Origin of the sequence: Caproiciproducens galactitolivorans (genome assembly GCF_004768785.1) — a bacterium.
GTDB classification, from domain to species: domain Bacteria; phylum Bacillota; class Clostridia; order Oscillospirales; family Acutalibacteraceae; genus Caproiciproducens; species Caproiciproducens galactitolivorans.
Genome location: NZ_SRMQ01000006.1, coordinates 51,760 through 74,415, shown reverse-complemented (window position 1 = coordinate 74,415; position 22,656 = coordinate 51,760). Strand labels below are relative to the sequence as shown.

The 22,656-nt window shown below is 50.4% G+C and carries 17 protein-coding genes and 1 tRNA gene; 3 read left to right on the top strand and 15 right to left on the bottom strand.

The genetic code is table 11. From position 1 onward, the window contains the following. The first annotated feature begins 130 nt into the window (after positions 1-130). Together CAGA_RS07725 and CAGA_RS07720 are read left to right on the top strand one after the other, a co-directional pair. Positions 131-3,370 carry a TIM-barrel domain-containing protein gene (locus tag CAGA_RS07725; RefSeq protein ID WP_135659520.1) on the top strand — a complete coding sequence of 1,080 codons (3,240 nt, stop codon included), beginning with the start codon at positions 131-133 and terminating at the stop codon, positions 3,368-3,370. Positions 3,371-3,452: 82 nt separating this feature from the next. Beyond that, the gene (locus tag CAGA_RS07720) at positions 3,453-7,301 is read left to right on the top strand and encodes a TIM-barrel domain-containing protein (RefSeq protein ID WP_135659518.1); all 3,849 of its coding nucleotides are present in this window, start codon (positions 3,453-3,455) and stop codon (positions 7,299-7,301) included. Positions 7,302-7,358: 57 nt separating this feature from the next. Here CAGA_RS07720 and CAGA_RS07715 read toward each other — a convergent pair whose 3' ends face one another. The 9 genes from CAGA_RS07715 to CAGA_RS07680 all read right to left on the bottom strand — a co-directional run bounded on the left by CAGA_RS07715 (position 7,359) and on the right by CAGA_RS07680 (position 14,457). Then, on the bottom strand, positions 7,359-7,592 hold the full coding sequence (locus CAGA_RS07715) for a hypothetical protein (protein ID WP_135659516.1): 234 nt from the start codon (positions 7,590-7,592) through the stop codon (positions 7,359-7,361). A gap of 151 nt (positions 7,593-7,743) precedes the next feature. Continuing rightward, positions 7,744-7,827, bottom strand: a tRNA-Leu gene (locus CAGA_RS07710). 47 nt (positions 7,828-7,874) lie between these two features. Further along, positions 7,875-9,146, bottom strand: coding sequence for a methionine gamma-lyase family protein (locus tag CAGA_RS07705; protein ID WP_135659514.1), 1,272 nt, complete (start codon positions 9,144-9,146; stop codon positions 7,875-7,877). Between the two features lie 12 nt (positions 9,147-9,158). Then, positions 9,159-9,284, bottom strand: coding sequence for a DUF6440 family protein (locus CAGA_RS12835; RefSeq protein ID WP_277668995.1), 126 nt, complete (start codon positions 9,282-9,284; stop codon positions 9,159-9,161). Positions 9,285-9,319: 35 nt separating this feature from the next. Beyond that, positions 9,320-10,054 carry a GNAT family N-acetyltransferase gene (locus CAGA_RS07700; protein ID WP_135659512.1) on the bottom strand — a complete coding sequence of 245 codons (735 nt, stop codon included), beginning with the start codon at positions 10,052-10,054 and terminating at the stop codon, positions 9,320-9,322. Continuing rightward, positions 10,047-11,081 carry a M42 family metallopeptidase gene (locus tag CAGA_RS07695; protein WP_135659509.1) on the bottom strand — a complete coding sequence of 345 codons (1,035 nt, stop codon included), beginning with the start codon at positions 11,079-11,081 and terminating at the stop codon, positions 10,047-10,049. Before CAGA_RS07695 ends, CAGA_RS07700 begins: the two co-directional genes overlap by 8 nt. Beyond that, on the bottom strand, positions 11,081-12,097 hold the full coding sequence (locus CAGA_RS07690; RefSeq protein ID WP_135659507.1) for a M20/M25/M40 family metallo-hydrolase: 1,017 nt from the start codon (positions 12,095-12,097) through the stop codon (positions 11,081-11,083). The genes CAGA_RS07695 and CAGA_RS07690 overlap by 1 nt, the downstream gene beginning before the upstream one ends. 122 nt (positions 12,098-12,219) lie before the next feature. After that, the gene (murD, locus tag CAGA_RS07685) at positions 12,220-13,605 is read right to left on the bottom strand and encodes a UDP-N-acetylmuramoyl-L-alanine--D-glutamate ligase (protein ID WP_135659505.1); all 1,386 of its coding nucleotides are present in this window, start codon (positions 13,603-13,605) and stop codon (positions 12,220-12,222) included. Positions 13,606-13,734: 129 nt separating this feature from the next. Next, the gene (locus CAGA_RS07680) at positions 13,735-14,457 is read right to left on the bottom strand and encodes a gamma-glutamyl-gamma-aminobutyrate hydrolase family protein (RefSeq protein WP_135659503.1); all 723 of its coding nucleotides are present in this window, start codon (positions 14,455-14,457) and stop codon (positions 13,735-13,737) included. Between the two features lie 182 nt (positions 14,458-14,639). On the opposite strand from CAGA_RS07680, the gene CAGA_RS07675 reads away from it, so the two are divergent. Further along, positions 14,640-15,914 carry a PepSY1/2 domain-containing protein gene (locus CAGA_RS07675; protein WP_135659501.1) on the top strand — a complete coding sequence of 425 codons (1,275 nt, stop codon included), beginning with the start codon at positions 14,640-14,642 and terminating at the stop codon, positions 15,912-15,914. Positions 15,915-15,956: 42 nt separating this feature from the next. Here CAGA_RS07675 and argF read toward each other — a convergent pair whose 3' ends face one another. Genes argF through argH form a run of 6 tightly spaced genes read right to left on the bottom strand, consistent with a single transcriptional unit; the run spans position 15,957 to position 22,599 of the window. Then, positions 15,957-16,865: an ornithine carbamoyltransferase gene (gene argF, locus CAGA_RS07670; RefSeq protein ID WP_135659499.1), complete on the bottom strand. Its 909-nt coding sequence runs from the start codon at positions 16,863-16,865 to the stop codon at positions 15,957-15,959. A 20-nt stretch (positions 16,866-16,885) separates the two neighbouring features. Beyond that, on the bottom strand, positions 16,886-18,055 hold the full coding sequence (locus CAGA_RS07665) for an aspartate aminotransferase family protein (RefSeq protein WP_135659497.1): 1,170 nt from the start codon (positions 18,053-18,055) through the stop codon (positions 16,886-16,888). Positions 18,056-18,079: 24 nt separating this feature from the next. After that, positions 18,080-18,937, bottom strand: coding sequence for an acetylglutamate kinase (gene argB / locus CAGA_RS07660; protein WP_135659494.1), 858 nt, complete (start codon positions 18,935-18,937; stop codon positions 18,080-18,082). Positions 18,938-18,960: 23 nt separating this feature from the next. Then, on the bottom strand, positions 18,961-20,175 hold the full coding sequence (argJ, locus tag CAGA_RS07655) for a bifunctional glutamate N-acetyltransferase/amino-acid acetyltransferase ArgJ (RefSeq protein WP_135659492.1): 1,215 nt from the start codon (positions 20,173-20,175) through the stop codon (positions 18,961-18,963). A gap of 13 nt (positions 20,176-20,188) precedes the next feature. Next, positions 20,189-21,223 carry an N-acetyl-gamma-glutamyl-phosphate reductase gene (gene argC, locus CAGA_RS07650; RefSeq protein ID WP_135659490.1) on the bottom strand — a complete coding sequence of 345 codons (1,035 nt, stop codon included), beginning with the start codon at positions 21,221-21,223 and terminating at the stop codon, positions 20,189-20,191. Beyond that, entirely contained in the window at positions 21,220-22,599 is a 1,380-nt protein-coding gene (argH, locus tag CAGA_RS07645) for an argininosuccinate lyase (RefSeq protein ID WP_135659488.1), read from the bottom strand. Before argH ends, argC begins: the two co-directional genes overlap by 4 nt. Between the last annotated feature and the right edge of the window lie 57 nt (positions 22,600-22,656).

Genomic DNA, 22,656 nt, shown 5'->3' with positions numbered 1-22,656 from the left:
GTTTGGTTATTGCTCCTGACTTGTATGGAATCGTTCGTTTATATACAGTAAATTCACGGAAAAAATGGAGGTGTAATAATTTCCCAACTGTTAAGCGAACGAATTTTTATTATGATTAGGAGGTGTATTCATGAAAAGGTTTTTAGGCGTTTTTATAGCACTAATTTTATGTTCTCCAGCGATATCAACCCCCGCGTTTGCATTGGATGGAGTATGGCATGACCCCTATGGTTTAAACTGCATCTATGATATTCAACCAGATGAAAGGTTGCCACGAAATCCGGTCGCAGGGGAAAATGTTTTGGTACGCAGTACGACATGGCCCATTGAATTTGGACAAACAGTATGGATTACCTACAAAAAAAATGGAGTACAACAGCAAGCAATTGGTGCAGCATGGAAATACAACAACGGAAACAATTCTTATTGGGAAGCCAATTTGGGAAGTTTTCGAAAAGGCGATGTAGTTGAATATACTGTTCATGCGAATAGAAACGGACAAAACGAAAAAACCATAGGTCCGTTTGAATTTCACGTAACCGATTGGGAACATGTTAAATCTGTTTCTTTGGCATCCAAGACAAATGGCAAAATCATTTTGAACGCCACACCGAATGTAGGATCCTTCTCCCCCAAAATGTGCTTAAGCTTCCCTACGGAATCCACCGTCGAGTTTCAACTTTCTCCGAAGGGGAACGCTACGTTTCATTCCGGAATACCTGATTTTCAGGTAACCGAAAATTCGTCATCCATTATAATTACCACCACAAAGTTAAGGGTTACCGTTACAAAGCAGCCGTATTCCATGCAAATTTATGATATAAAAAAGGCCAAAGTCCTTTCGACAAGCGGTGGTTTGGGGAATGAGATGTCCTGGTTGACGGATGGTTCAAGTATCATTGAGAAAGTACAGGACGGCTATAATTCACCGTCGACGGAACAATTCTATGGCTTTGGGGAACATTACAGCACCTATCAGCAGAGAGGGAAAACGATTGACACGTATGTTTATAACCAATACCTAAACCAAGGCGACAAAACATATTATACGGTTCCTTTCTTCTGTTCCAATAATGGCTATGGGCTGTACCTCAATTCAACCGCTTATTCAAAATTCGATATGGCATCAAGCAATACAAGCCAATATTCATTTGCGGTGGACACCGATGGGAAACCGAACGCCCTTCTTGATTATTACTTTATAGCTGGCAATCCCTTAGATGTAATTAGTGAGTATAGCAAATTGTCAGGGCTTCCTCAAGAATTACCGAAATGGGCATTCGGGTTGTGGATGTCTGCAAATGAATGGGACAGACAGTCGGAAGTAATGAATGCGATGGCGCAAGCAAATAATAATAATGTTCCGGCAACCGTTATGGTTTTGGAGCAATGGAGTGATGAAAACACTTTCTATATTTGGAATGACTCCACCTATACACCAAAATCCGGCGATAAAGTTTTTTTAAATTCGGATTTTACTTATGGCGCTAAGTGGCCTAACCCAAAAGAAATGGTTAACACGCTACATAATAACGGATTGAAAGTGGTTCTTTGGCAGGTTCCGGTTCAAAAATACACTTCTTATGCTTACCAGCAAAAGGATAATGATGAGCAATATATGATCAAAGAGGGGTATGCCGTTCGCAATGGAAAGGGCGGCCAGTATCGCATTCCTTCATCCGGCTGGTTCGGAAACAGTCTGCTCCTTGATTTCACAAATCCTTTAGCAGTAAACTGGTGGATGTCCAAACGGTCATACCTTGTCGACGATATTGGAATTGATGGTTTCAAAACAGACGGGGGTGAAATGGTTTGGGGCAAAAACACTTCTTTCTATAACGGTAAGACCGAATCGGAAATGCGCAATGAATATCCATTGCATTATATCAAAAGCTACAACGATTTTATAAAACAGAAGACAGGGAATGGAATTACCTTTAGCCGTTCCGGAACTGCCGGTTCGCAAGTTAAAGGCATCTATTGGTCAGGGGACCAGGCGTCAAGTTTTTCGGCATTCAAGGACGCTGTGCGTGCCGGACTTAGCGCAGGAATCTCAGGGGTTCCGTTTTGGAGTTGGGATCTTGCCGGATTTACCGGCAACTTTCCTACGGCGGAACTATATAAACGCAGCACAGAAATGGCGGCCTTTTGCCCTATCATGCAGTTCCATTCTGAAAAGTCCAATCCAACCCCAAGTGAAGAAAGAACACCTTGGAACGTACAAAGTCGCACGGGAGATCCTACTATAATCCCAACATTTCGAAAGTATATAAACACGCGCATGAATTTACTCCCATATATCTATAGTGAAGCACAAAACAGCGCAGTAAATGGTACGCCAATGATGAGGGCCATGATGCTTGACTATCCTGATGACGCAAACACATATTCCCTTGATGAACAATACATGTTCGGAAGAAATATCTTGGTAGCCCCTGTCTTAGAGGAGGGCAAAACAACAAAAGATGTATATCTTCCCCAGGGTGAATGGGTCGATTTCTTTCACAATGCACTCACGTGCGGCGGCGGTCACAAATCGTATTATGCGGGTGTTGACACCATACCTGTTTATGTGAAAAACGGAAGCATTCTTCCAATGAATTTCAACAGCAGCTATGCGTTAGGTGGAAATATTGGCAACAATGTTGACACTTATGATCACCTTACCTTCCGAATTTATCCGTCAGGCGAATCCAACTATACCCTAACGAATAATGACAAAACCACAATGACAGTGCGCGCGTCTGAAAATTTTGCAAACGGCACGGTAAAGGTCACTTTGCCCGCAACCAATATTCCGGTTACAACGCAAGTATTTGGCACACAGCCGTCCGGTGTTACCTTAGATGGAACTGCGTTGACCAAATATGATTCATTAACGTCGCTTTCTCAGGCTACCAACGGTTACTATTATAATATGTCTGAAAAACTAACTTATGTGAAGACGGCCGCGGCATCTACAGAACATACCATTGTTCTGAATGGTATCAAAAAAGCTCCATATGAGGCTGAGCACGCTGCTCTTAACAATGTAAGCACCAATACAGATCATACAGGGTACTATGGTGACGGATTTGTAAATCAGTTTGACAAAAATGGAGATTCTGTAGAATTTACTGTATACGCTTCTAAATCAGGTACAGCAACGCTTAAGCTGAGGTATTCAGCAGGAACCGAAGCCGCACAAAGAAGTTTCTCTGTAAACGGAGGAGCAAACCGTACTGTGCTGTTCCCAAAAACATCGGACTGGAATTCCTGGGCCGAAGTACCGGTTACAGTAAATCTGAATTCCGGGAAAAATACCATCCGCGTGGCATATACCACTTCTGACTACGCTAGTATTAATCTTGATTGTCTTCGCCTAGATTAGCCGGTTTTACGAAAAAGTGCAGCAATGCAAGTATTGAGATCCTCGCACTGCTGCACAATTTTAATTTATGGGAGGAAATCAAATGTTAAAGGCTTCATATAAAAAGTTATACATTAAATCAGCCGCAGTATTCATGGTACTGGTCTTATCTTTCACAGTCTTTTCAGGAAATTTTCGAATTACAGCCTATGCCTACGCATCCGCTTTAGGAAATGTAATCAGTGCCACGACACAGGATAACAAGATCATTCTGACAATCGATAACGGCTCGGAACCTTCAGATGATAAGTTGACATTGGAAGTCTGTAAATCAAACATCTTGCGTGTAGACTATCAGCCAAACTCCGAAGGGCCTAGTCCCGATACGCCAATGATAGACCCAAACCTTTCATGGAATGCAACCACAGCGGCAATCAACACCGCAAATGATCCTATTACCATAAAAACGGATGCAATGATTATTGAAATAGCAAAAAGGCCCTGCCGTATGACAGTAAAAAAGGCTGATGGTACCACATTGTTCTGGGAACCCCCTTCAGGGGGCGTCTATAACGGCGGAATTCGCTTTGTACGTGCTGCTGCAACAAATATGTATGGCATTCATGGATATGATTGCTTTTCTGAAAATGGTCAACTCCTTAGAAATGATACCAGCGGTCAAGCCACTGCTGGGCAGCAAGGTGATTCCGGTGGACCCTTTATGTGGTCCACAGCGGGATATGGGCTTTTGATTGATTCGGACGGCGGGTATCCTTACATTAACTCGACAAACAAAAAAATGGAATTCTATTATGGCGATACCCCAAGAGAAGGCCGCCGATATAATAAAACCGACGTAGAGTACTATATAATGTTGGGTGATCCCAAACAAATCATGAAAGACTATTCAAAAATAACAGGTACATCACCGATGATGCCAAAATGGTCTTTGGGGTTTTCAAATTTCGAATGGGGTATAAATGAAACTGAGCTGAATAACATGGTAGACACTTATCGGGCAAAGAATATTCCTTTGGACTCGTATGGCCTTGACTATGACTGGAAAAAGTATGGCGCTGACGATTACGGTGAATTTACGTGGAATACGGCAAATTTCCCTTCCGCTTCCACAACATCGCTAAAAAATGCCATGCGTTCCAAAGGCATAAAATTAATTGGAATTACAAAACCACGAATTGTAACAAAACTTTCAGATGGTACGCAAACAGCGCAAGGAAAAGCGGCGAAAAACGGCGGCTATTTTTACCCCGGTCACAATGAATATACGGATTATTTTTATCCGGTGACCGTCCAAAGCATTGATCCGTATAACCAAAATGAACGTGCATGGTATTGGCAGCATTCCATAGATGCTTTTAACAAAGGAATTGTTGGCTGGTGGAACGATGAAACCGATAAAGTGTCGACTAACACAGCGTCCTACTGGTTTGGCAATTTTACTACCCTACATCTTTCACAGGGGATGTATGAAGGGCAAAGATCATTTACGAATGGCCAAATGCGTGTCTGGCAAACCGCAAGAAACTACTACCCGGGCACACAACGTTACAGCACCAGCCTCTGGTCGGGCGATGTTGCCACACAGTTTTACAAAGGGGAACGTGTGAACTGGGCTGCAGGCCTGAATGAGCAAAAGGCAAGTTTACTGTCAACAATCAACAATGGCCAGCCCAAGTGGGGCTGTGATGGCGGTGGTTTTAATCAAAATTCGGGTACGATCGAAAACCCAAGCCCGGAACTTTATACTCGTTGGCTTCAGCTTGCTTCTGTAGCACCTAAATTCCGTGTACACGGAACATACAATCACCAACGCCAGCCGTGGTATTTCGGCAAGACAGCGGAAGCAGTAACAAAAGCCGCGATCCACCTTCGCTACTCATTATTGCCATATCTTTATTCTTATGAAAGAGAAGCTTATGACACGGGCTTAGGAATTGTACGCCCCCTTTTGTTTGATTACCCGGCTGATACGAATGTAGCAAATTACTCTGACGCATGGATGTTAGGCGACTGGCTCTTGACAGCACCCGTCACTGAACGGAACCAGGCCTGTAAATGGATTTATCTTCCGAAAGGGACTTGGACTGATTATAATCGAGGCGTAACCTATACCGGTGGACAGTATATCCCGTATATGCTCAACAGCGATTCATGGACAGATTTGCCGATGTTTATTAAAGAAGGTGCTATTATACCTTCACAGGATGTCGTCGATTATATTGGTCAAAAAACAATTCGTAAAGTCAAATTTGATATTTTCCCATCCACCCAAACGACCAGTTTTAATTATTATGACGATGATGGGGAGACTTATCAATACGAAGGAAACAGCTATTTCCGACAAACTGTTTCTGCACAAAAAGGAACAGAAAACTTGACACTAAACATTTCACCTAAAGCGGGTACATATAGCAATGGCGTTCAATACTACTATTTAGCGGTTCATGGAACACCTGCATCTTCTGTAACGGAAAACAAAACCATTCTACCGAAATGTACGGACTACAATACACTCTTGGCAACAAATGGCCCCGCATATGCTGTAGGAAAAGATGTTTATGGCGCTGTAACCTATATAAAAACTTCTGCCGGCTCAGAAGTTGCAAAGAGTATCGTATTAAACGGAATCGCAGCTGTATCCGACACAAGTCAAAAATACGAGGCGGAAGACGCTTCCCTTTCAGGGAACTCAACCGAGACAAAAACTTCTGTAAATAATAATCATGGCGGGTATTCCGGAACAGGTTTTGTGGATCGGTTTGAAACCGATCAAGCTGCCGTTACATTTTACACGAAAGTAACCAATCCCGGGGATTACAAGGTTTCACTTCGCTATTCCAATGGAAATTCTTCTTCGAAAAGCAAGTCGATTTATGTAAATGGGAAATATGCCTGCAAAGTGGTTTTGCCTCCGACTGTAAACTGGGATACTTGGTCAGACTTTAATGTTTCAATCCCTCTTGCTGCAGGCAACAACAGCATTTCCATAGAGAATGATTATGCTGGCGGGGATAGTGGAAATATCAGCCTAGACTATATTAAAGTACCATTTTATCCCACTCATATTCAAATGGAAGCAGAGTCTGCCGCGCTTTATGGTTCGGCAAAAGTCAATTATGATCATCATTTCTACAGTGGAACAGGTTTCGTGGATACTTTAACATCTGTAGGTGACGCAGCGGAATTTACCGCTGTATTGCCGCAATCGGGTACCTATAACGCCATTCTGCGTTTCTGCAATGGCACACAAACTGCAAAAAATCTAAGCTTATATGTGAATGACAACTTTGTTTCCGCAGTCGATTTACCGAGCAATGGGGGCAATTGGGATCTATGGCAGGACGTCAAGGTTACACTATCGTTGATTTCTGGAAAAAACACTATTAAGCTAAAATTCGATAGTGGTAATTCCGGCAATGTAAATCTGGATAAACTAACACTTCCGTTATCTTCCGAAGTTACTGCGCCAATCAATTTATTGGATAATGGTAATTTTGAAAGGCCGACTGGTTACAGTAGCAAATGGACCGAATGGCATCCAGATGGACAGTCCGTTGCTTATGGCATCAACTCCGGTTCAGATTCGAATCCACCTGCTTCTCCGCATGAAGGTGATAAGAGAGCATATTTTTACAGCGGAAGCAATTTTAAGCAAAGCATACATCAAAATGTATCCGTAGCAAACGGCACCTATACGGTGGAAGCATGGGCAAAAGTTATAAATACTGCGCCTACCATATGCCGTATGGAAATAACAAATTATGGAGGGAACAATATTTTTACGAATCTTCCTTCATCTGGAAGCGGATGGAAAAAAATTGTTGTATCAAATGTGCAAGTTACCAACGGACATGTAGATGTTGGTTTTTACTGTGACTCGCCCGGTGGGACAATCGTTCATATTGATGATGTAAGGCTATATAAACAATAATACATTTTGTAACCGACTAAATCCCATCCCGTATATAAAAATCCGGGATATGCCGGTTCACTCCGGTAAATTGCCCAGATTGTAAGGCAGAGCATCAATACCCGCAAAAACAATCCGAGCTTTCCTGCTATGGAATCGGCAGATGTCCCCGATGATGGGGTATTGGAAGGCCAGCGTAGGGACACCGTCCTTGGCAAGAGCGTAAATTGCAGCCGCTTCTGCCTTACTGGGATGGTATCCCTTTCCTTTTGCCCATTTCCGATAATCACTTGTAAAACCCGCTTCGCTCATTGCACAGATATTGTCAAAAAGGCTAATAAGCGGGGCTTGTTCGCGGCATCTCGCCGCCTATACGGGTAATAACAGGATGTTAACGGGTTCAAATCCCGTCTCGCGTAATAAAAAAGCAGCCCAACCGCCAAGGTTGAACTGCTTTTTCCAATGGTGCGGGTGACAGGACTTGAACCTGCACGGTTTTGCCACAAGAACCTAAATCTTGCGTGTCTGCCAATTCCACCACACCCGCGTGCACAAGCTATTATACCGTAACAATAGCTTTAATGCAAGTATTTCTTATTTTCCTAAAATTCCCTGTTCCAACATGGACTGTGCGGCAAGCATGGCCCCGAGGCGACCGCTGTGGTAGTTCAGCCCGCCCTGCATCCAGGCAGCGTAGGGCTCCCTCAGCGGAGCATCCGCGGAAAGCTCAATGGAAGCGCCGAGCGTGAACGCGCCCGCCGCCATAATCACCTTACAATCGTAACCGGGCATGTCCCATGGCTCCGGCGTAACAAAGGAATCCACCGGCGCGCCCTTCTGCACGCCCTTGCAGAAGGCAATGAGCGCTTCCTCCCTGCGAAGCAGGACGGCCTGAATAATATCCGCGCGCGGCTCGTCGTATTTCGGCGTTACCTCATAACCGAACAGGCTGAACAGCGCCGCTGTAAACGAAGCGGTTTTCAGCGCTTCGCCGGTTACATGCGGAGCATGAAAGGCACCCATGAACAGCTCGCGGTTATTCCCCAGCGTCGCGCCGATTTCTCGGCCCGTCCCAGGCGTAGTCAGGCGGTAGGAGCAGCTTTCCACCAGATCCTTCCTTCCCGCGATATAGCCCCCGGTGGGCGCAACGCCGCCGCCCGGGTTTTTAATCAGCGAACCGGCCATCAGGTCGGCTCCCCGCCCGACCGGCTCGACGGTCTGGACAAATTCGCCGTAACAGTTGTCCACCATAACGATACAGCCCGGCGCTTTCTTTTTTGCAATCTTCGCGATTCTTTCAATATCCTCCACAAAAAGGGAAGGACGCAGGCTGTATCCGCGCGAACGCTGGATATAGACCATCCTAATTCCCGGATTTACCCGTTTTTCAATTTCCTCATAATCCGGCGTTCCGTCGGCCTTCAGCTCCACCTGCTCGTAGCGGACGCCAAACTCCTTCAAAGAACCGTTTCCGTCGCCGGTGATGCCGATAACGCCGCCAAGGGTATCATACGGAATCCCGGTAACGCTGAGCATAGTGTCGCCCGGGCGCAGAACGCCAAACAGCGCAACTGTAAGCGCGTGAGTGCCGCTGACGAAATTATGGCGCACCAGCGCGTCTTCCGCTCCAAACGCGGTGGCATAAACCTGATCCAGCGCGTCGCGGCCGCGGTCGCCGTAGCCGTAGCCGGTAGAGGCCGCGAAATGGCTTTCGCTGACGCCCGCCGCGTTGAACGCCGCCATCATTTTCTGCTGATTATAGTCGGTAATCTCTTCGATACGCTCCAGTACGGGCGCGATTTTCCGCGCCGCTTCCTGTGCAGCTTCCTGTATTTTCTTATCAATTTTAAAGTATGGATAGATCATTATATTCCCCAATTATTCGTTTTTCGAAACCGGCCGGATCCCCGGCTTGCCGCCGCTGCCGTACAAGGTCTGAAGATAGTGGACGCCGGTTTCCGTGTCTACCAACATCCGCGCTATTTCGGTGCCCTGTGAATAGATGACTTTAAAGAGTTTCTCTTTCCCTATCGGACACCTTATATGGACGATTCCACAAATTCACCACAATCTGCAAAACCGAAGGAACGGTAAAATGCCTCATTTTCCTTCTCGGCACGCAGTATGTATACTTTTTTCCCTCGCATCAGATACACCATGGCGGAAAGCGCGCCGTGGCCATAGCCCCTGCGCCGGTGCTCGGGATGAACGCATACGGCGGAAAGCACCGCCGCATCCTGCGTTTTTGCGGAGCAGATGGCACAGGAAACCAATTCCCCCTGGAATCGCATGCCGACCGCGGCCGCCGCGTCGTGGCGGATACGGTGGGACAAATCCATATAAAACGATTCGAACTCCGGCGGCTCAAAGGTTTCCGTCGCACATTCGGAAATCAACGCATAAAGCTCCCGTATACCGGGATTTCGTTCGAAATCCCCCAAACGCGACGGCGAATTGCCCTGATACACCATCACCTTTCCGCGGCGAACAACCGGGTGCCCCAGCTTCTGCGCGGATTCTGCATCGCAAAGCAAGCGCTGTGCGCCCGTCATACGGATGAATTCTTTCAGCTCATCATAATCGGCGTGTGCGCCGACATCCAGAATGACGGTATCGTCCAGCATACAGATTGCCGCCCTGTCCTCATCCTGCATCCAGAACCGCGCGAACGGCTCGCTCAGGCCGTAAGCCTGGGCGGTAGCAAGAATACGGCAGCCAAACACGGTTTTGTGAAAGGGCAGCAGCGACTGCATATGTTCCGTCAGTTTAATCATTGGAACCGCCGCCCGCAATCATTTCCGCCAGTTCAAAGACCAATTTCTGCATACTCTGGTAATCTTCCAGCGCAATCATTCCCACCGCGGAATGTAAATACCGGCAAGGCAGGGAAACCGCAACAGTCCTCACCCCGCTGCGGGAAACATGAATGGCACCCGCGTCGTTGCCGCCGGCGACCGCACGCTTCGCCTGGCACTTCACACCCGCTTTTTTCGCCGCGCGAAACGCCATCCGGTAATATTCCCGGTCATAAATCGTATGCCTGTCCATAAAGGATATTACTGGGCCGCCACCCACATTGCAAACCTGGTTTTCACGGTCAACGCCCGCGACATCTGCGGCAGTAGTGCTTTCCAAAACAATGGCCGCGTCCGGCTCCACTGCGAACGCCGCAGTGCGCGAGCCGTTCAAGCCGGTTTCCTCCTGCACGGCAAAAACAAAATACATATCGTATTCCAGATTGTTTTTCAGCATGTCGATTAAAACCGCACAGCCCGCGCGGTCATCCAGCGCACGGCTTTTCACCATTCCGTGCGAGGTATCGAAAATGGAATTGAAGGTAACGGCATCGCCGGGCAGTACGTACTGTTCCGCTTCCTCCCGGTCCTTTGCCCCGATATCAATGTACAAATCCTTTACCGGAACTGCTTTTTCCTTTTCCTCTTCTTCCAGCAGATGAATCGGCTTCGCACCGATCACGCCGGGGATGCGATTGCCCACCGTTACCGGCTTTCCGCAGAGCACGTGACGGTCGATTCCGCCCACGTTGGAAAATTTCAAAAGCCCCTCGTCGGTAATATACGTAACGATCATGCCGACTTCGTCCATATGGGCGTTCAGCATCAGCTTGGTTCTCGGGGGATTCGCTCCCTTTTTGAAGGCAATGATGCTTCCGAGGGGCGTAATCTCGATGCTGGTGGCATACGGCTCGATTTCCTTCAAAATAATATCCCGCACTTCGTCCTCAAAGCCGGAAATTCCGCGCGCGGTGCAAAGGCGCTTTAAAAGCTTCAACCCCGTCATCATTCCACCTCCTTTATGTACTCCGCCATCAGGCGGGCGGTATGCTCCACATCCTCAAGGTCAATGACCTCGACCGGTGTGTGCATATAGCGCAGGGGAATGGAAATCAACTGGGACTGCACGCCCTTGCGCGTCATGGCGATTTCGTCGGAATTGGTTCCCGTTGAACCGCCCATCACATCCAGCGTGTAGGGGATATTGCATTTTTTCGCTGTTTCCATCAGATGTTCCGCCATACTCCGGTTCAGCGGCGGCGCAATGCCGATCATCGGCCCCCCGCCCAGCTTTCCGCATTTTTCCGGAGGTATGCCCGGCTGTTGAGCAAAACTGACGTCCACAATCAGCGCGTGGGTCGGATTGATGGCGAAAGCGCCGGTAACAGCACCCTGGCCGCCCACTTCTTCCCGGCTACTTAAAAGGACCGTTATCTCGCATTTCAGGTCTTCGTCCTGCAAAAGCTGCACGCAGCGGATAATCGCGGCAACGCCGACACGGTCGTCCAACCCAGCGGCGGTAATGCGTGTCCCCAGCAGGCTTTTGGGCTCGGAATGCAGGAGAATCCGGTCGCCCGGGCGAATCAGCCTGTCGGCTTCCTCTTTCGAGAGACCGGCGTCGATTGCCATTTTATCAACCGTCAGGATTTTGTCCTCTTTCCCGTCGGAAAGGTGCGGGGGCGTGGAACATACGATACCGCTGAGGACTTCCCTACCGTAGATCGTCACCGGGCTTCCCGGCAGCACACGGCGGTCCACGCCGCCGCAGCGGTCCGCGCGGATAAACCCGTACTCGTCAATATTTGTTACAATTAAGCCAATCTGGTCGATATGCGCATCAAGCAGAAAATGTTTTTTCGCCCCCTGCTTGCCAAACCTTGCAACAACACTACCCATCCGGTCCATATGTGCCCTTGTATATTTGGAAAGCTCCTTCGCGGCAACCTTAGCCGCTGTGATTTCATCGCCGGGTGTTCCGGGCGCTTCACAAAGCCGAAAAATCAGTTCTTTAAGTTCGTCCATATTTTCACTCCGTTATATCGCTGAATTCATCTATATCAAATAGCACGCAATATCCCAAGCCTCCCCCGGGAACGGAGGAAACCTTTGTTTTCCCGTCGCCGAATACGCGTCCTACCAACTATTTATAAAAGATTCACCAGTCTTTTGAATTCCTCGCCGCGGGTTTCATAGTTCGGAAACATATCAAAGCTCGCGCAGGCCGGAGAAAGCGCCACAATATCCCCCGCAACCGCTTCCTCGCGGCAAAGCCGCACCGCCTGTTCCAGCGATTGGGCGCGCAGAATTTTCGGGCTTCCGCTTCGGTAGTTCGGCGCCGCTTTTACGCTTTCCTCAATCTTATCGGCGGTGGCACCGATCAATACCAGGGTTTTCACATGCTCCACAACCGCAGTACCAAAGGAATCAAACGGGATTTTTTTATCGTAGCCGCCCGCAATTAAAATCAGCTTGCGGTCAAATAATTTGAGCATTCCGTTCATCGTCCGGCTGGGGGTTGTGCCGATGGAATCATTATAGTATTTTACGCCGTCCAGCTCGCGGACAAACTCGCTCCGGTGCTCCACACCGCCGAAGGCCTTGGCGACCCGGACCATATTTTCAATTTTCACCGTGCCCCACAGCGCGCAGATGGCGGCCATATAATTTTCGATATTGTGCCCGCCGGGAATTTTGATATCCGAAGCATTCATAACCGGGGTATCGGTTCCGTTCAGCGTCATCACAATCTCATTTTTGTCATTGAGCCACGCGCCGCGCTCACACTTTGCCTTCCGGCTGAAGCACAGGGTCTCCCCCCTGATGTCTTTGACAAAACCCGCCGTAATCGCATTATCCGCATTCACAACAGCCCTGGCAAATGCGTTCTGATGTAAAAGGATATTCCGCTTTGCGTCAATATATTCCTGCATGTCCTTATGCATGTCCAGATGATTCGGGGAGACATTTGTCACCACCGCGACATCCGGACTGCGGCGCATGGAGATGAGCTGGAAGCTGGAAAGCTCCACTACCGCCGCGTCCTGCGGGCGGATGTTTTCAATTTCGGGCAAAAGCGGATTTCCGATATTTCCCCCGAGATGAACCGTTTTTCCTTCGGCTTTCAGCATTTCGGACAGGATTGTCGTCGTGGTCGTCTTGCCGTCGCTGCCGGTAACCGCATAAATTTTACAGGGGCAGAGGTCGAAAAAAACCTCCATTTCGGAGGTGACCACTATACCGCGTTTCCGCGCCGCAACAAGTTCCGGAAGATAATATCGCATTCCCGGGGTGCGGAAAAGGATCTCCTCGTTCAGATCCTGCAAATAATCGTCTCCAAGGCGGAGTGTAACGCCAAGCTGTTTCAGATCGTCGGCTGTTTTCCCAAGCTTTTCCTCTGTGCGGCGGTCACGGGCTGAAACGACTGCTCCGTGCTGGGCAAACATTTTGATAAGGGGAAGGTTGCTTCCGCCGATTCCTAAAAAGCCGACGGTCTTTCCGTTTATTGAATGATAAAAACTTTGAATATCCATACGCACCTCCGGCTTGCTTAAAAGACTAACGTTAATATTATACTTACCTGCGGTAAAAATAGCAAGCAAAGTCCATGAAAAATGCCTGTGAAAATACACAATGGGGGAAAACTTCCGCACAATTCCCTTTTAAAGGGCGTTTTTATTTTCCGCTGCCATAACAAACGCCCGGAAGAGCTTCTTTGCGTCGCTGTCCGTGTCAAAAAGATATTCGGGATGCCACTGCACGCCTAAAAAGAAGCGTCTGCCCGGCAGAAAAACGCATTCCACCAAGCCGTCCTTTGATTTTGCCGCAGGGCGGAGCGGGGGCGCAACGGTTTTCACCGCCTGATGGTGCATACTGTTCACCATGATTTTTGCTTTTTGCAGGATATTATAAAGCGGATTGTTTTCCGCAATATCAATGTTGTGCACCGGGACATCGTAAGGCGGGTGCTGGTAATGGGCAACCGGTTCGCCCGCGGCTTGCGCCGGAATATCCTGATAAAGGCTTCCGCCGAGCGCCACATTCATCACCTGAATTCCCCGGCAGATACCAAAAACCGGCTTGTCAAGCTGTACCGCCTGATTCAGGAGCGAAACTTCGAAGCGGTCGCGGCGATTGTCAATTGCCCCGCAAAAGCAAAGCGTTTCCTCGCCGTAAAGCGCCGGGTGCGGATCCGGCCCGCCGGAAAACAAAAAGCCGCCGCACCGCTGGGCCAGCGCCGCAATGTCCCCTTCGTCCTGCGTCAAAGGCAGAACCAGCGGAATCCCTCCCGATGCTTCCACCGCATGCAGATAGTTCGGCCGTATCCAAAGCCTTTGCAGTTCCGTATCGAAAAGGGGAGTGATCCCGATGATTGGTTTCACCATAAAGAAAACCTCCTCAGACGGATTTCCGTCCTCGTTCTTATTTTTATTATATAAAACCTTTTCCGGTTCATTAAAAACGATTGGAACATTTTTCTATTATAGCATACCAAAATCGCGCAAAAACAAATAAACTGTATATTTCTGCTCTGTTCGTAAAAAATAGGAAAACGGGGTGAAGAATTATGGATAAAAAAAGAACCGCCACGCTGGTAGCGGTCATCGCGCTGATTGCAACGCTGGGCGCCACAACAGCGGCGGGCTATGCTTCGGCAAACAAATATAAAATGTATCTTGATTACAACTACAAGCGCGCGCTGGGCGATTTGAGCGCGAGTGTTTCCAACATGGAAACCACGCTGAACAAATCCATATACGCGAATACCGCCACACAGCAAAACGGGCTGGCCGCCAAATTGATGCGCGAGTCCAGCATGGCGAAATCCGCGCTTTCCGTCCTGCCGATCACCGACCATTCGCTGGATAACGTATCCAAATTCGTAACACAGGTCGGCGATTTCGCCATGACGATGTCCACAAAAATCTCTGCCGGGCAAAAAATCTCCGACAGCGAATACAAAACAATGCAGAGTCTTGGAAATTACGCGAAAACCCTGCAGAGCGGGCTTCAGAACGTGAAAACGGACATTGAGTCGGACAAGCTGACGGACGAATTCAAAAAAACCGCCCAGGATTTTACGAACTTCCCGCAATTGATTTACGACGGCCCGTTTTCCGACCATATCAGCCAGATGAAGCCGAAAATGACAGAAGGGCGCGAGGAAATTCCGCAGGGCAACGCGCAGAATATCGCCGCGAACTTTCTGGCGGTTACCGCCGACAAGCTGGCCCATACGCAGGACACGGAGGGCAACCTTCCCACTTATAATTTCACCGCAAACAACGGCACAATCCGCATTTGCATCACAAAACGCGGCGGATTTGTCTGCACATTTGACAATATGCGCGAGGTGAATGCGGAAAACATCGATTACAAGGAAGCCTCCAAAAGGGCGGAAAGCTTTTTAAGCGCGCGCGGAATCACCAATATGAAACAGACCTATTATGTAATGAACGACGGTGTCTGCACCATCAACTATGCCTACTATAAAAACGATATTATTTACTACCCGGATTTAATCAAGGTATCCGTGGCGCTGGACAACGGCGAAATTGTCCGATTCAACTCCACGGGCTATATTATGAACCACCACGACCGTACGGTACAGGCGAAAATCTCCGCGAACCAAGCGCAGGGCTCCGTCAGCAAAAAGCTGAAAATAGAAAGCCGGAGGCTGGCTTTGATACCTACCCCCGGGCTGAGCGAAGTGCTTTGCTACGAGTTTTCCTGCACAGGCCAAAACGACGAGCGCGTGATGGTTTATATTAACGCGACGACGGGCTTTGAGGAACAAATTCTCATTCTGCTCCAATCCGACGACGGCATTTTAGTGAAATAGCGTTCCGGCAAGCGCACAGTATGCGTAAAACGCGCCATGCGCCTATCTCTTTCCCAACAGGGTAACCAGAACCGCCTTCTGCGCATGAAGGCGGTTTTCCGCTTCGTCAAAGATTTCCTTCGCATGCTTTTCAAAAACTTCTTCGGTGATTTCTTCGCCGCGGTGCGCGGGCAGGCAGTGCTGAACTATTGCGTCGCTTTTTGCGACGGCCATGATTTCATCATTGACCTGAAAGCCCTTGAACGCTTCGCGGCGTTTCTTTTCCTCGGCTTCCATTCCCATGGAGGACCAGACGTCGGTGACGACAACGTCGGCGCCTTTGGCGGCTTCCTTCGGGTCGGTGGTTATGCTGAAAGCCGGGTGGGTTACGGCAAAATCGAGCACAGCCGCGTTCGGTTTATAATCGGGCGGGCAGGCTACGGCAACCTCCATCTTCATCTTCAGTCCGGCAACGATGAGGGAATTCATCATATTGTTTCCGTCCCCGATGAAGCACAGCTTCAGCCCTTCAAGGCTTCCCTTGTACTCACGGATGGTCATCAGGTCAGCAAGCACCTGGCAGGGATGGGAAAAATCCGTCAGGCCGTTGATGATCGGGATGGAGCCGTTCTGCGCCAGCGCTTCTACCTCGGACTGCTTATAGGTGCGAATCATGATGCCGTCAAGGTAGCGGGAAAGGACGCGGGCAGTATCTTGAACCGATTCGCCGCGCCCGATCTGCAGATCGTTCACGGAAAGGAAGATCGGCAGTCCGCCAAGCTGGTACATACCCACTTCAAAGGAAACGCGTGTTCTTGTTGACGCTTTCTCAAAGATCATGCCCAACGTTTTGCCCACCAGATGGCGGTGTTCAATGCCGTGCTTCTGTTCGTATTTGAGCTGGTCGGCAAGATTCAGAATGCCGGTGATGTCCTCGCTTGTCAAATCAAGCATTTTCAGCAAATGTTTCATAGTTGCCCTCCTTAATATTTTTATTGAATGGTTTTTGAAAGGATGTAAAGCCCCGCATCAATTTCCGGGTAATCAATGGTAAGCGGGGGCAGGAAGCGGAGCAGTTCCTTCGCCGTTAGAACCAGCAGGCCGTTTTCGGCGCATTTCTGCGCAGCTTCCTTTGCAGTTCCCTTTTTCAGCTTTGCCCCGAGCATCAGCCCTATGCCGCGGACGGATTCGATTTCCTCCATGACGCTCAATTTTTTTTTTAAATATTCCCCTTTGCGGCGGACTTCTTCCAGAAACCCCTCCTGCGCCACCCGGTCGAGCACAGCAAGTGCGCCGGCGCAGGCAACCGGGTTCCCGCCGAAGGTGGAGCCGTGCGTACCTGGCCCTAAAACGTCCTTTAAGCGCTCACTGCACAGGCAGGCGCCAATCGGCAGGCCGCCGCCCAACCCTTTCGCGCTGGTGACGACGTCCGGGTGTATGCCGTAATTCTGGTAGCAGAACAGCTCCCCCGTCCGTCCGATTCCTGTCTGCACCTCGTCCACCAGCAGAAGGATATCCCGCTCCCTGCAGAACGCGCTCAGCTCGTTTACAAATCCGGGGTCGAGCGGAACAACGCCGCCCTCGCCCTGTATCATTTCCATCATAATTGCGCAGGTATCGCCGTTCACCGCCTCGCGGATGCTTCCCATTTCCGGGTCCGCGTAGGAAAAGCCCGGCGTAAACGGCGTAAAATACTGATGAAACCCCTCCTGCCCCGTGGCGGCCAGCGTGGTCACCGTACGCCCGTGAAAGGAATTTTTCAGCGTTACGATATGATTGTGATTTTCTCCGTAGGTATCCGTACCGTATTTCCGCGCGAGCTTAACGGCACACTCGTTCGCTTCTGCGCCGGAGTTTGCGAAAAACACCCTTGAAAACCCGGTTCGTTTGCAAAGCATTTCCGCAAGCCTGCCCTGCACCGGGCTATAATACAGGTTAGAGGTATGCTGCAATTTCGCGGCCTGCTCCGTTACCGCTTTCACCCATATTTCATCGCAATAGCCAAGGGAATTCACGCCGATTCCGCTTGTAAAATCAATGTATTCTTTGCCCTCGCTGTCAACCGCCTTTGCCCCATGACCGCAAACCAGCGCAACCGGAAAACGCCCGTAGGTATGCATAATGGATTGTTCAGTCTGCTCCTTTATTCCTTCAAAGGTCATTTTCACCCCTCCGTAATTTCTGATTCAGCAGAACATCGTGCCGATGCCCTCGTCGGAAAACAATTCAATCAAAATGGAATGCGGGATTCTTCCGTCGATCATGTGCGCGCGTCCCACGCCGCGCCGCACCGCTTCCACACAGCAGTCGACTTTCGGAATCATGCCCCCGCTAATAATGCCCTGATTCTGCAGCTTCGGCACCTCACTGACATTCACGACCGGGATAATGGTTTCTTCGTCGTCCTTATCCCGCAGAAGTCCGCGCACATCCGTCATCAGAATCAGCTTTTCCGCACCCAGTTCCGCCGCAATACGGGACGCGGCGATGTCCGCGTTTATATTATAGACCTCTCCGCCACTCCCGCCCGCGACGGTGGCGATGACCGGCACATAGCCGTTCGCGGTTGCGTCCGTAATAATATCGGTATGGACTTCGGTGATTTCGCCGACATAGCCCAAATCCTCCGCGCCGGAAAGCTTCTCGGCCATGAGCATGCCGCCGTCCAGCCCGCAAAGGCCGATCGCACGCCCATTGTGCCGCTCCAAAAGCTGAACCAAATCTTTATTCACCTTGCCGGCAAGCACCATCTGGACGATTTCCATGGTTTCGCCGTCCGTTACGCGCATGCCCCGGACAAAGCGGCTTTCCTTGCCGACCTTTTTCAGCATGCTGCTGATTTCCGGCCCGCCGCCGTGCACCAGCACCACGTTGATCCCAACGAGCTGCATCAGCACGATGTCACTCATGACCGCTTTTTTCAAACCTTCATTCACCATGGCGTTTCCGCCGTATTTCACGACAATCGTCTTGCCCGTATATTTCTGTATGTACGGCAATGCCTGAACCAGCACCCTTGCCCTGTCGGCGTTGCTGATCTTCATTGTGTCACCCCACATTTGTTCCCTCAGGTTCTGTAATCCCCGTTTATTTTTACATAATCATAGGTAAGGTCGCAGCCGAATGCGGTGGCTTCATAGCCGCCGTCGTGCAGGGCGATTTCCACATAGATTTCCCCGCACTCCAGAATTTTCTTCGCCAGCCCTTCGTCAAAATCGACTCCGGCGCCGTTTCTGCAAACCTCGACGCTGCCGGCTTCCGACGCAAAGGAAACGTCGACCGCCTGCATATCAACCTGCGCCCCCGAATAGCCGATGGCGCACAGCACACGGCCCCAGTTTGCGTCCGCACCGAACATGGCCGCCTTGAACAGGCTGGAGCAGATAACGCTTTTCGCCGCAAGACGTGCATCCTTTTCGCTTTTCGCGCCGGTCACATGGCTGACCAGAAGCTTTGTCGCGCCCTCGCCGTCCCCGGCGATTTTCCTTGCCAGCGCAGTACACAGGGCTATTAGTGCTTCGGTAAATTCTTTATATTCCTCGGTATCCGCCTGTATGGGTTCCCCTCCGGCGAGGCCGGAGGCCATAATCGACACCATGTCGTTTGTGGACGTGTCGCCGTCGACGCTGATCATATTAAAGCTGACGCTTACCGCTTCGTGCAATGCCTTGTTCAGCACTTCGGGCGAAACCGGCGCGTCCGTTGTTAAAAAGCAAAGCATGGTCGCCATATTGGGATGGATCATCCCGGAGCCCTTCGCGATCCCGCCGATACGGACGGGTTTCCCGCCGACAGAAACCTCGACGGCCATATTCTTTACCTGCGTGTCGGTCGTCATAATCGCTTTGGCGGCGCTTTCAGAATCCTCCTTTGAAAGCGCTTGCGCCAGCGCGGGCGCGGCGTTTTGAATCGGTTCAATCGGAAGAACCTGCCCGATTACGCCTGTGGAAGCAACAATGACATCCTGCGGCTTGATACCGAGCGCCTTCCCGGCGATTTCGCACATTTTCCGTGCTTTTTCCTCGCCGTCCGCGTTGCAGGTATTGGCGTTGCCGGAATTGCAGATGACCGCCTGCGCCCTTCCGTCGGAAAGGTTCTCCTGCGTCACCAGAATCGGCGCGCCTTTTACAAGATTCTGCGTATAGACCGCAGCCGCCGTGCACGGCACCTTTGCATATATCATTGCCAAATCGGGCTTGGTTTTGTTTTTCCGGATACCGCAGTAAATCCCTGCTGCAGTAAAGCCCTGGGGCGCTGTGACCCCGCCTTCAATAAACCTCATGCTGTCCATCTCCTTAAAATGCCGGTGGAACGATTCTCAATCCGGTTGTTTCATCCAATCCGAACACGATATTCATATTCTGAACAGCCTGCCCGGCTGCGCCTTTTACCATATTGTCAATCGCGGAAATTGCGATGAAGGTATTGGTTCTATGATCGATATGAAGGGAAATATCGCAGAAATTGGAATAGCGCACGTTTTTGATGTCTGCGGAGCGTCCCTGCGGGAGCAGGCGGATAAAATATTCCCCGCCGTACGCCTCCCCGTACGCGTCCCGAATCTGTTCCATGGTTACGCTGTCCGTCAGCTTTGCGTAGCAGGTGGCGAGAATCCCTCGGTTTACCGGAAGAAGGTGCGGCACAAAGATGACTTTTACCTTCTCCCCCGCCACATGGGAAAGGCTCTGCTCGATTTCCGGCGTATGGCGGTGGGAAGCCACCTTGTAAGCGCTCATTCCCTCGTTCAGTTCGGGGTAATGTGTATTTTGGGTAGGCGTTCTTCCCGCACCGGTCACGCCGCTTTTGCAGTCCGCAAGAATGCTGTCCTTTTGAATCAGCCCGTTTTTCAGTGCCGGGGCGAGCGCAAGCGGCACCGCCGTGGTGTAACAGCCCGGGTTCGCAATCATTTTCTTTCCCCGGATGGCTTCGCGGAACAGCTCCGGAAGACCATAAACGGAAGCTTCATGGAGTTCCGGATAAAGATACGTTCCGCCGTACCATTCCCTGTAATCCTCTTCGTTTTCCAAACGGAAATCCGCGCCCAGATCGATAAAGGCCCTGCCCTTCTCAAAGCATTCCTTCGCCAGCTCCTGCGAAAGGCCGTGGGGAAGCGCAGCGAAAACCACGTCGCTTTGCGCAACGACCTCTTCCTGTGTACCGCATACCATGTCGCAGAGGCGATAATACGCGGGATACACTTCGGAAAGCGGTTTTCCCTGAAAGCTGACGGAGCTAACCGCCGCAAGCCGGACGCACGGATGCCCGCTTAGAAGCCGGACGAGTTCAGCGCCCGCATAGCCGGTCGCCCCGACCACTCCTGCCCGGATCATTGCGCCGCCCCCAGTTCCTTTATGATCCGGTTCGCCTGCGCCTCCACATTTTGCGGGGCGGGTCCGCCGGTGACCTTTCGTCCGTTCACACAGTTTTCCAGCGAAATTGCTTCGAAAATACCGCTGTCGAAAAGCGCGTCAAATTCTTTGTATTTCTCAATCGGAAGGGTTTCCAGCGTAAGGTTGTTTTCGATACAGTACGCTACGATTTCACCCGTGATTTTATAGGCGTCGCGGAAGGGGATTCCCTTTCCGACCAGATAGTCGGCGCAGTCCGTCGCGTTAATAAAGCCCTTTGCGGCGGCTTTGCGCATATTCTGCCGCAGCACCTTCATGGTATCAACCATGGGGATGAACGCCGTCAAACACATACGCAGGGTATCGACCGCGTCAAATATGGCTTCCTTATCCTCCTGCATATCCTTGTTATAGGCAAGCGGAAGGCCCTTCATCATCGTTAACAGCGTTGTCAAATCCCCGATGGCACGCCCGCTCTTGCCTCGCACCAGCTCGGCTATATCCGGGTTCTTTTTCTGCGGCATGATACTGGAGCCGGTGGAAAACGCGTCGTCCAGCTCAATAAACTTAAACTCCCACGAGCACCAGAGGATGATTTCCTCCGAGAAGCGGGAAAGGTGCACCATGGCAATCGCGATGTCCGCCGCAAGCTCCATGCAGAAGTCGCGGTCGGAAACACCATCAAGGCTGTTGTTTGTCACCCCGCCGAACCCTAGGAGCGAGGCCGTCATTTCACGGTTCAGCGGATACGTCGTGCCCGCGAGCGCGCCCGAACCGAGCGGGCAGACATCCATGCGTTTTTCGGTATCCTCCAGCCGGGACAGATCGCGCAGGAACATTTCGGCATAGGCCAAAAGATGATGCCCGAAGGTGATCGGCTGCGCACGCTGCATATGCGTGTACCCCGGCATGACCGCGTCCTTACTCTCAAGCGCCTTGCGGCACAGGACTAGAATCAGCTCTTTGATCTGCGCGTGCAGCGACCTGCATTGCTTTTTCAGATACAGCTTAATATCCACCGCGACCTGGTCGTTCCGGCTGCGCGCAGTATGCAGGCGTTTGCCCGCCGGCCCGAGCCGCCTTGTCAATTCACCCTCCACAAAAGTGTGGATATCCTCACTTTCCGGGTCGATCGCCAGCGTTCCGGCTTCGATTTCGCCGAGGATGGCCTTTAATTCGGCGCGGATTTTCTCGCTTTCCTCCGCGTCGATCACGCCGCAAGCGCCCAGCATGGACGCATGGGCGATACTGCCCTCGATATCTTCCCTGACCATGCGGCTGTCGAAGGAAATGGATGAATTAAAATCATTGGTTTTTTGATCAGGCTCTTTATGAAACCTTCCCGCCCACAGCTTCAAGGTAATTCCCTCCTATGATTGCAACACGGGGCGGACAGCCGCCCGCCCCCAAATTTA

Excerpts from the sequence above, each read along its gene's own strand:
- CAGA_RS07725 (WP_135659520.1), top strand. The coding sequence starts at position 131 with ATGAAAAGGTTTTTAGGCGTTTTTATAGCACTAATTTTATGTTCTCCA.
- CAGA_RS07720 (WP_135659518.1), top strand. The coding sequence starts at position 3,453 with ATGTTAAAGGCTTCATATAAAAAGTTATACATTAAATCAGCCGCAGTA.
- CAGA_RS07715 (WP_135659516.1), bottom strand. The coding sequence starts at position 7,592 with ATGAGCGAAGCGGGTTTTACAAGTGATTATCGGAAATGGGCAAAAGGA.
- CAGA_RS07705 (WP_135659514.1), bottom strand. The coding sequence starts at position 9,146 with ATGATCTATCCATACTTTAAAATTGATAAGAAAATACAGGAAGCTGCA.
- CAGA_RS07700 (WP_135659512.1), bottom strand. The coding sequence starts at position 10,054 with ATGATTAAACTGACGGAACATATGCAGTCGCTGCTGCCCTTTCACAAA.
- CAGA_RS07695 (WP_135659509.1), bottom strand. The coding sequence starts at position 11,081 with ATGACGGGGTTGAAGCTTTTAAAGCGCCTTTGCACCGCGCGCGGAATT.
- CAGA_RS07690 (WP_135659507.1), bottom strand. The coding sequence starts at position 12,097 with ATGGACGAACTTAAAGAACTGATTTTTCGGCTTTGTGAAGCGCCCGGA.
- murD (WP_135659505.1), bottom strand. The coding sequence starts at position 13,605 with ATGGATATTCAAAGTTTTTATCATTCAATAAACGGAAAGACCGTCGGC.
- CAGA_RS07680 (WP_135659503.1), bottom strand. The coding sequence starts at position 14,457 with ATGGTGAAACCAATCATCGGGATCACTCCCCTTTTCGATACGGAACTG.
- CAGA_RS07675 (WP_135659501.1), top strand. The coding sequence starts at position 14,640 with ATGGATAAAAAAAGAACCGCCACGCTGGTAGCGGTCATCGCGCTGATT.
- argF (WP_135659499.1), bottom strand. The coding sequence starts at position 16,865 with ATGAAACATTTGCTGAAAATGCTTGATTTGACAAGCGAGGACATCACC.
- CAGA_RS07665 (WP_135659497.1), bottom strand. The coding sequence starts at position 18,055 with ATGACCTTTGAAGGAATAAAGGAGCAGACTGAACAATCCATTATGCAT.
- argB (WP_135659494.1), bottom strand. The coding sequence starts at position 18,937 with ATGAAGATCAGCAACGCCGACAGGGCAAGGGTGCTGGTTCAGGCATTG.
- argJ (WP_135659492.1), bottom strand. The coding sequence starts at position 20,175 with ATGAGGTTTATTGAAGGCGGGGTCACAGCGCCCCAGGGCTTTACTGCA.
- argC (WP_135659490.1), bottom strand. The coding sequence starts at position 21,223 with ATGATCCGGGCAGGAGTGGTCGGGGCGACCGGCTATGCGGGCGCTGAA.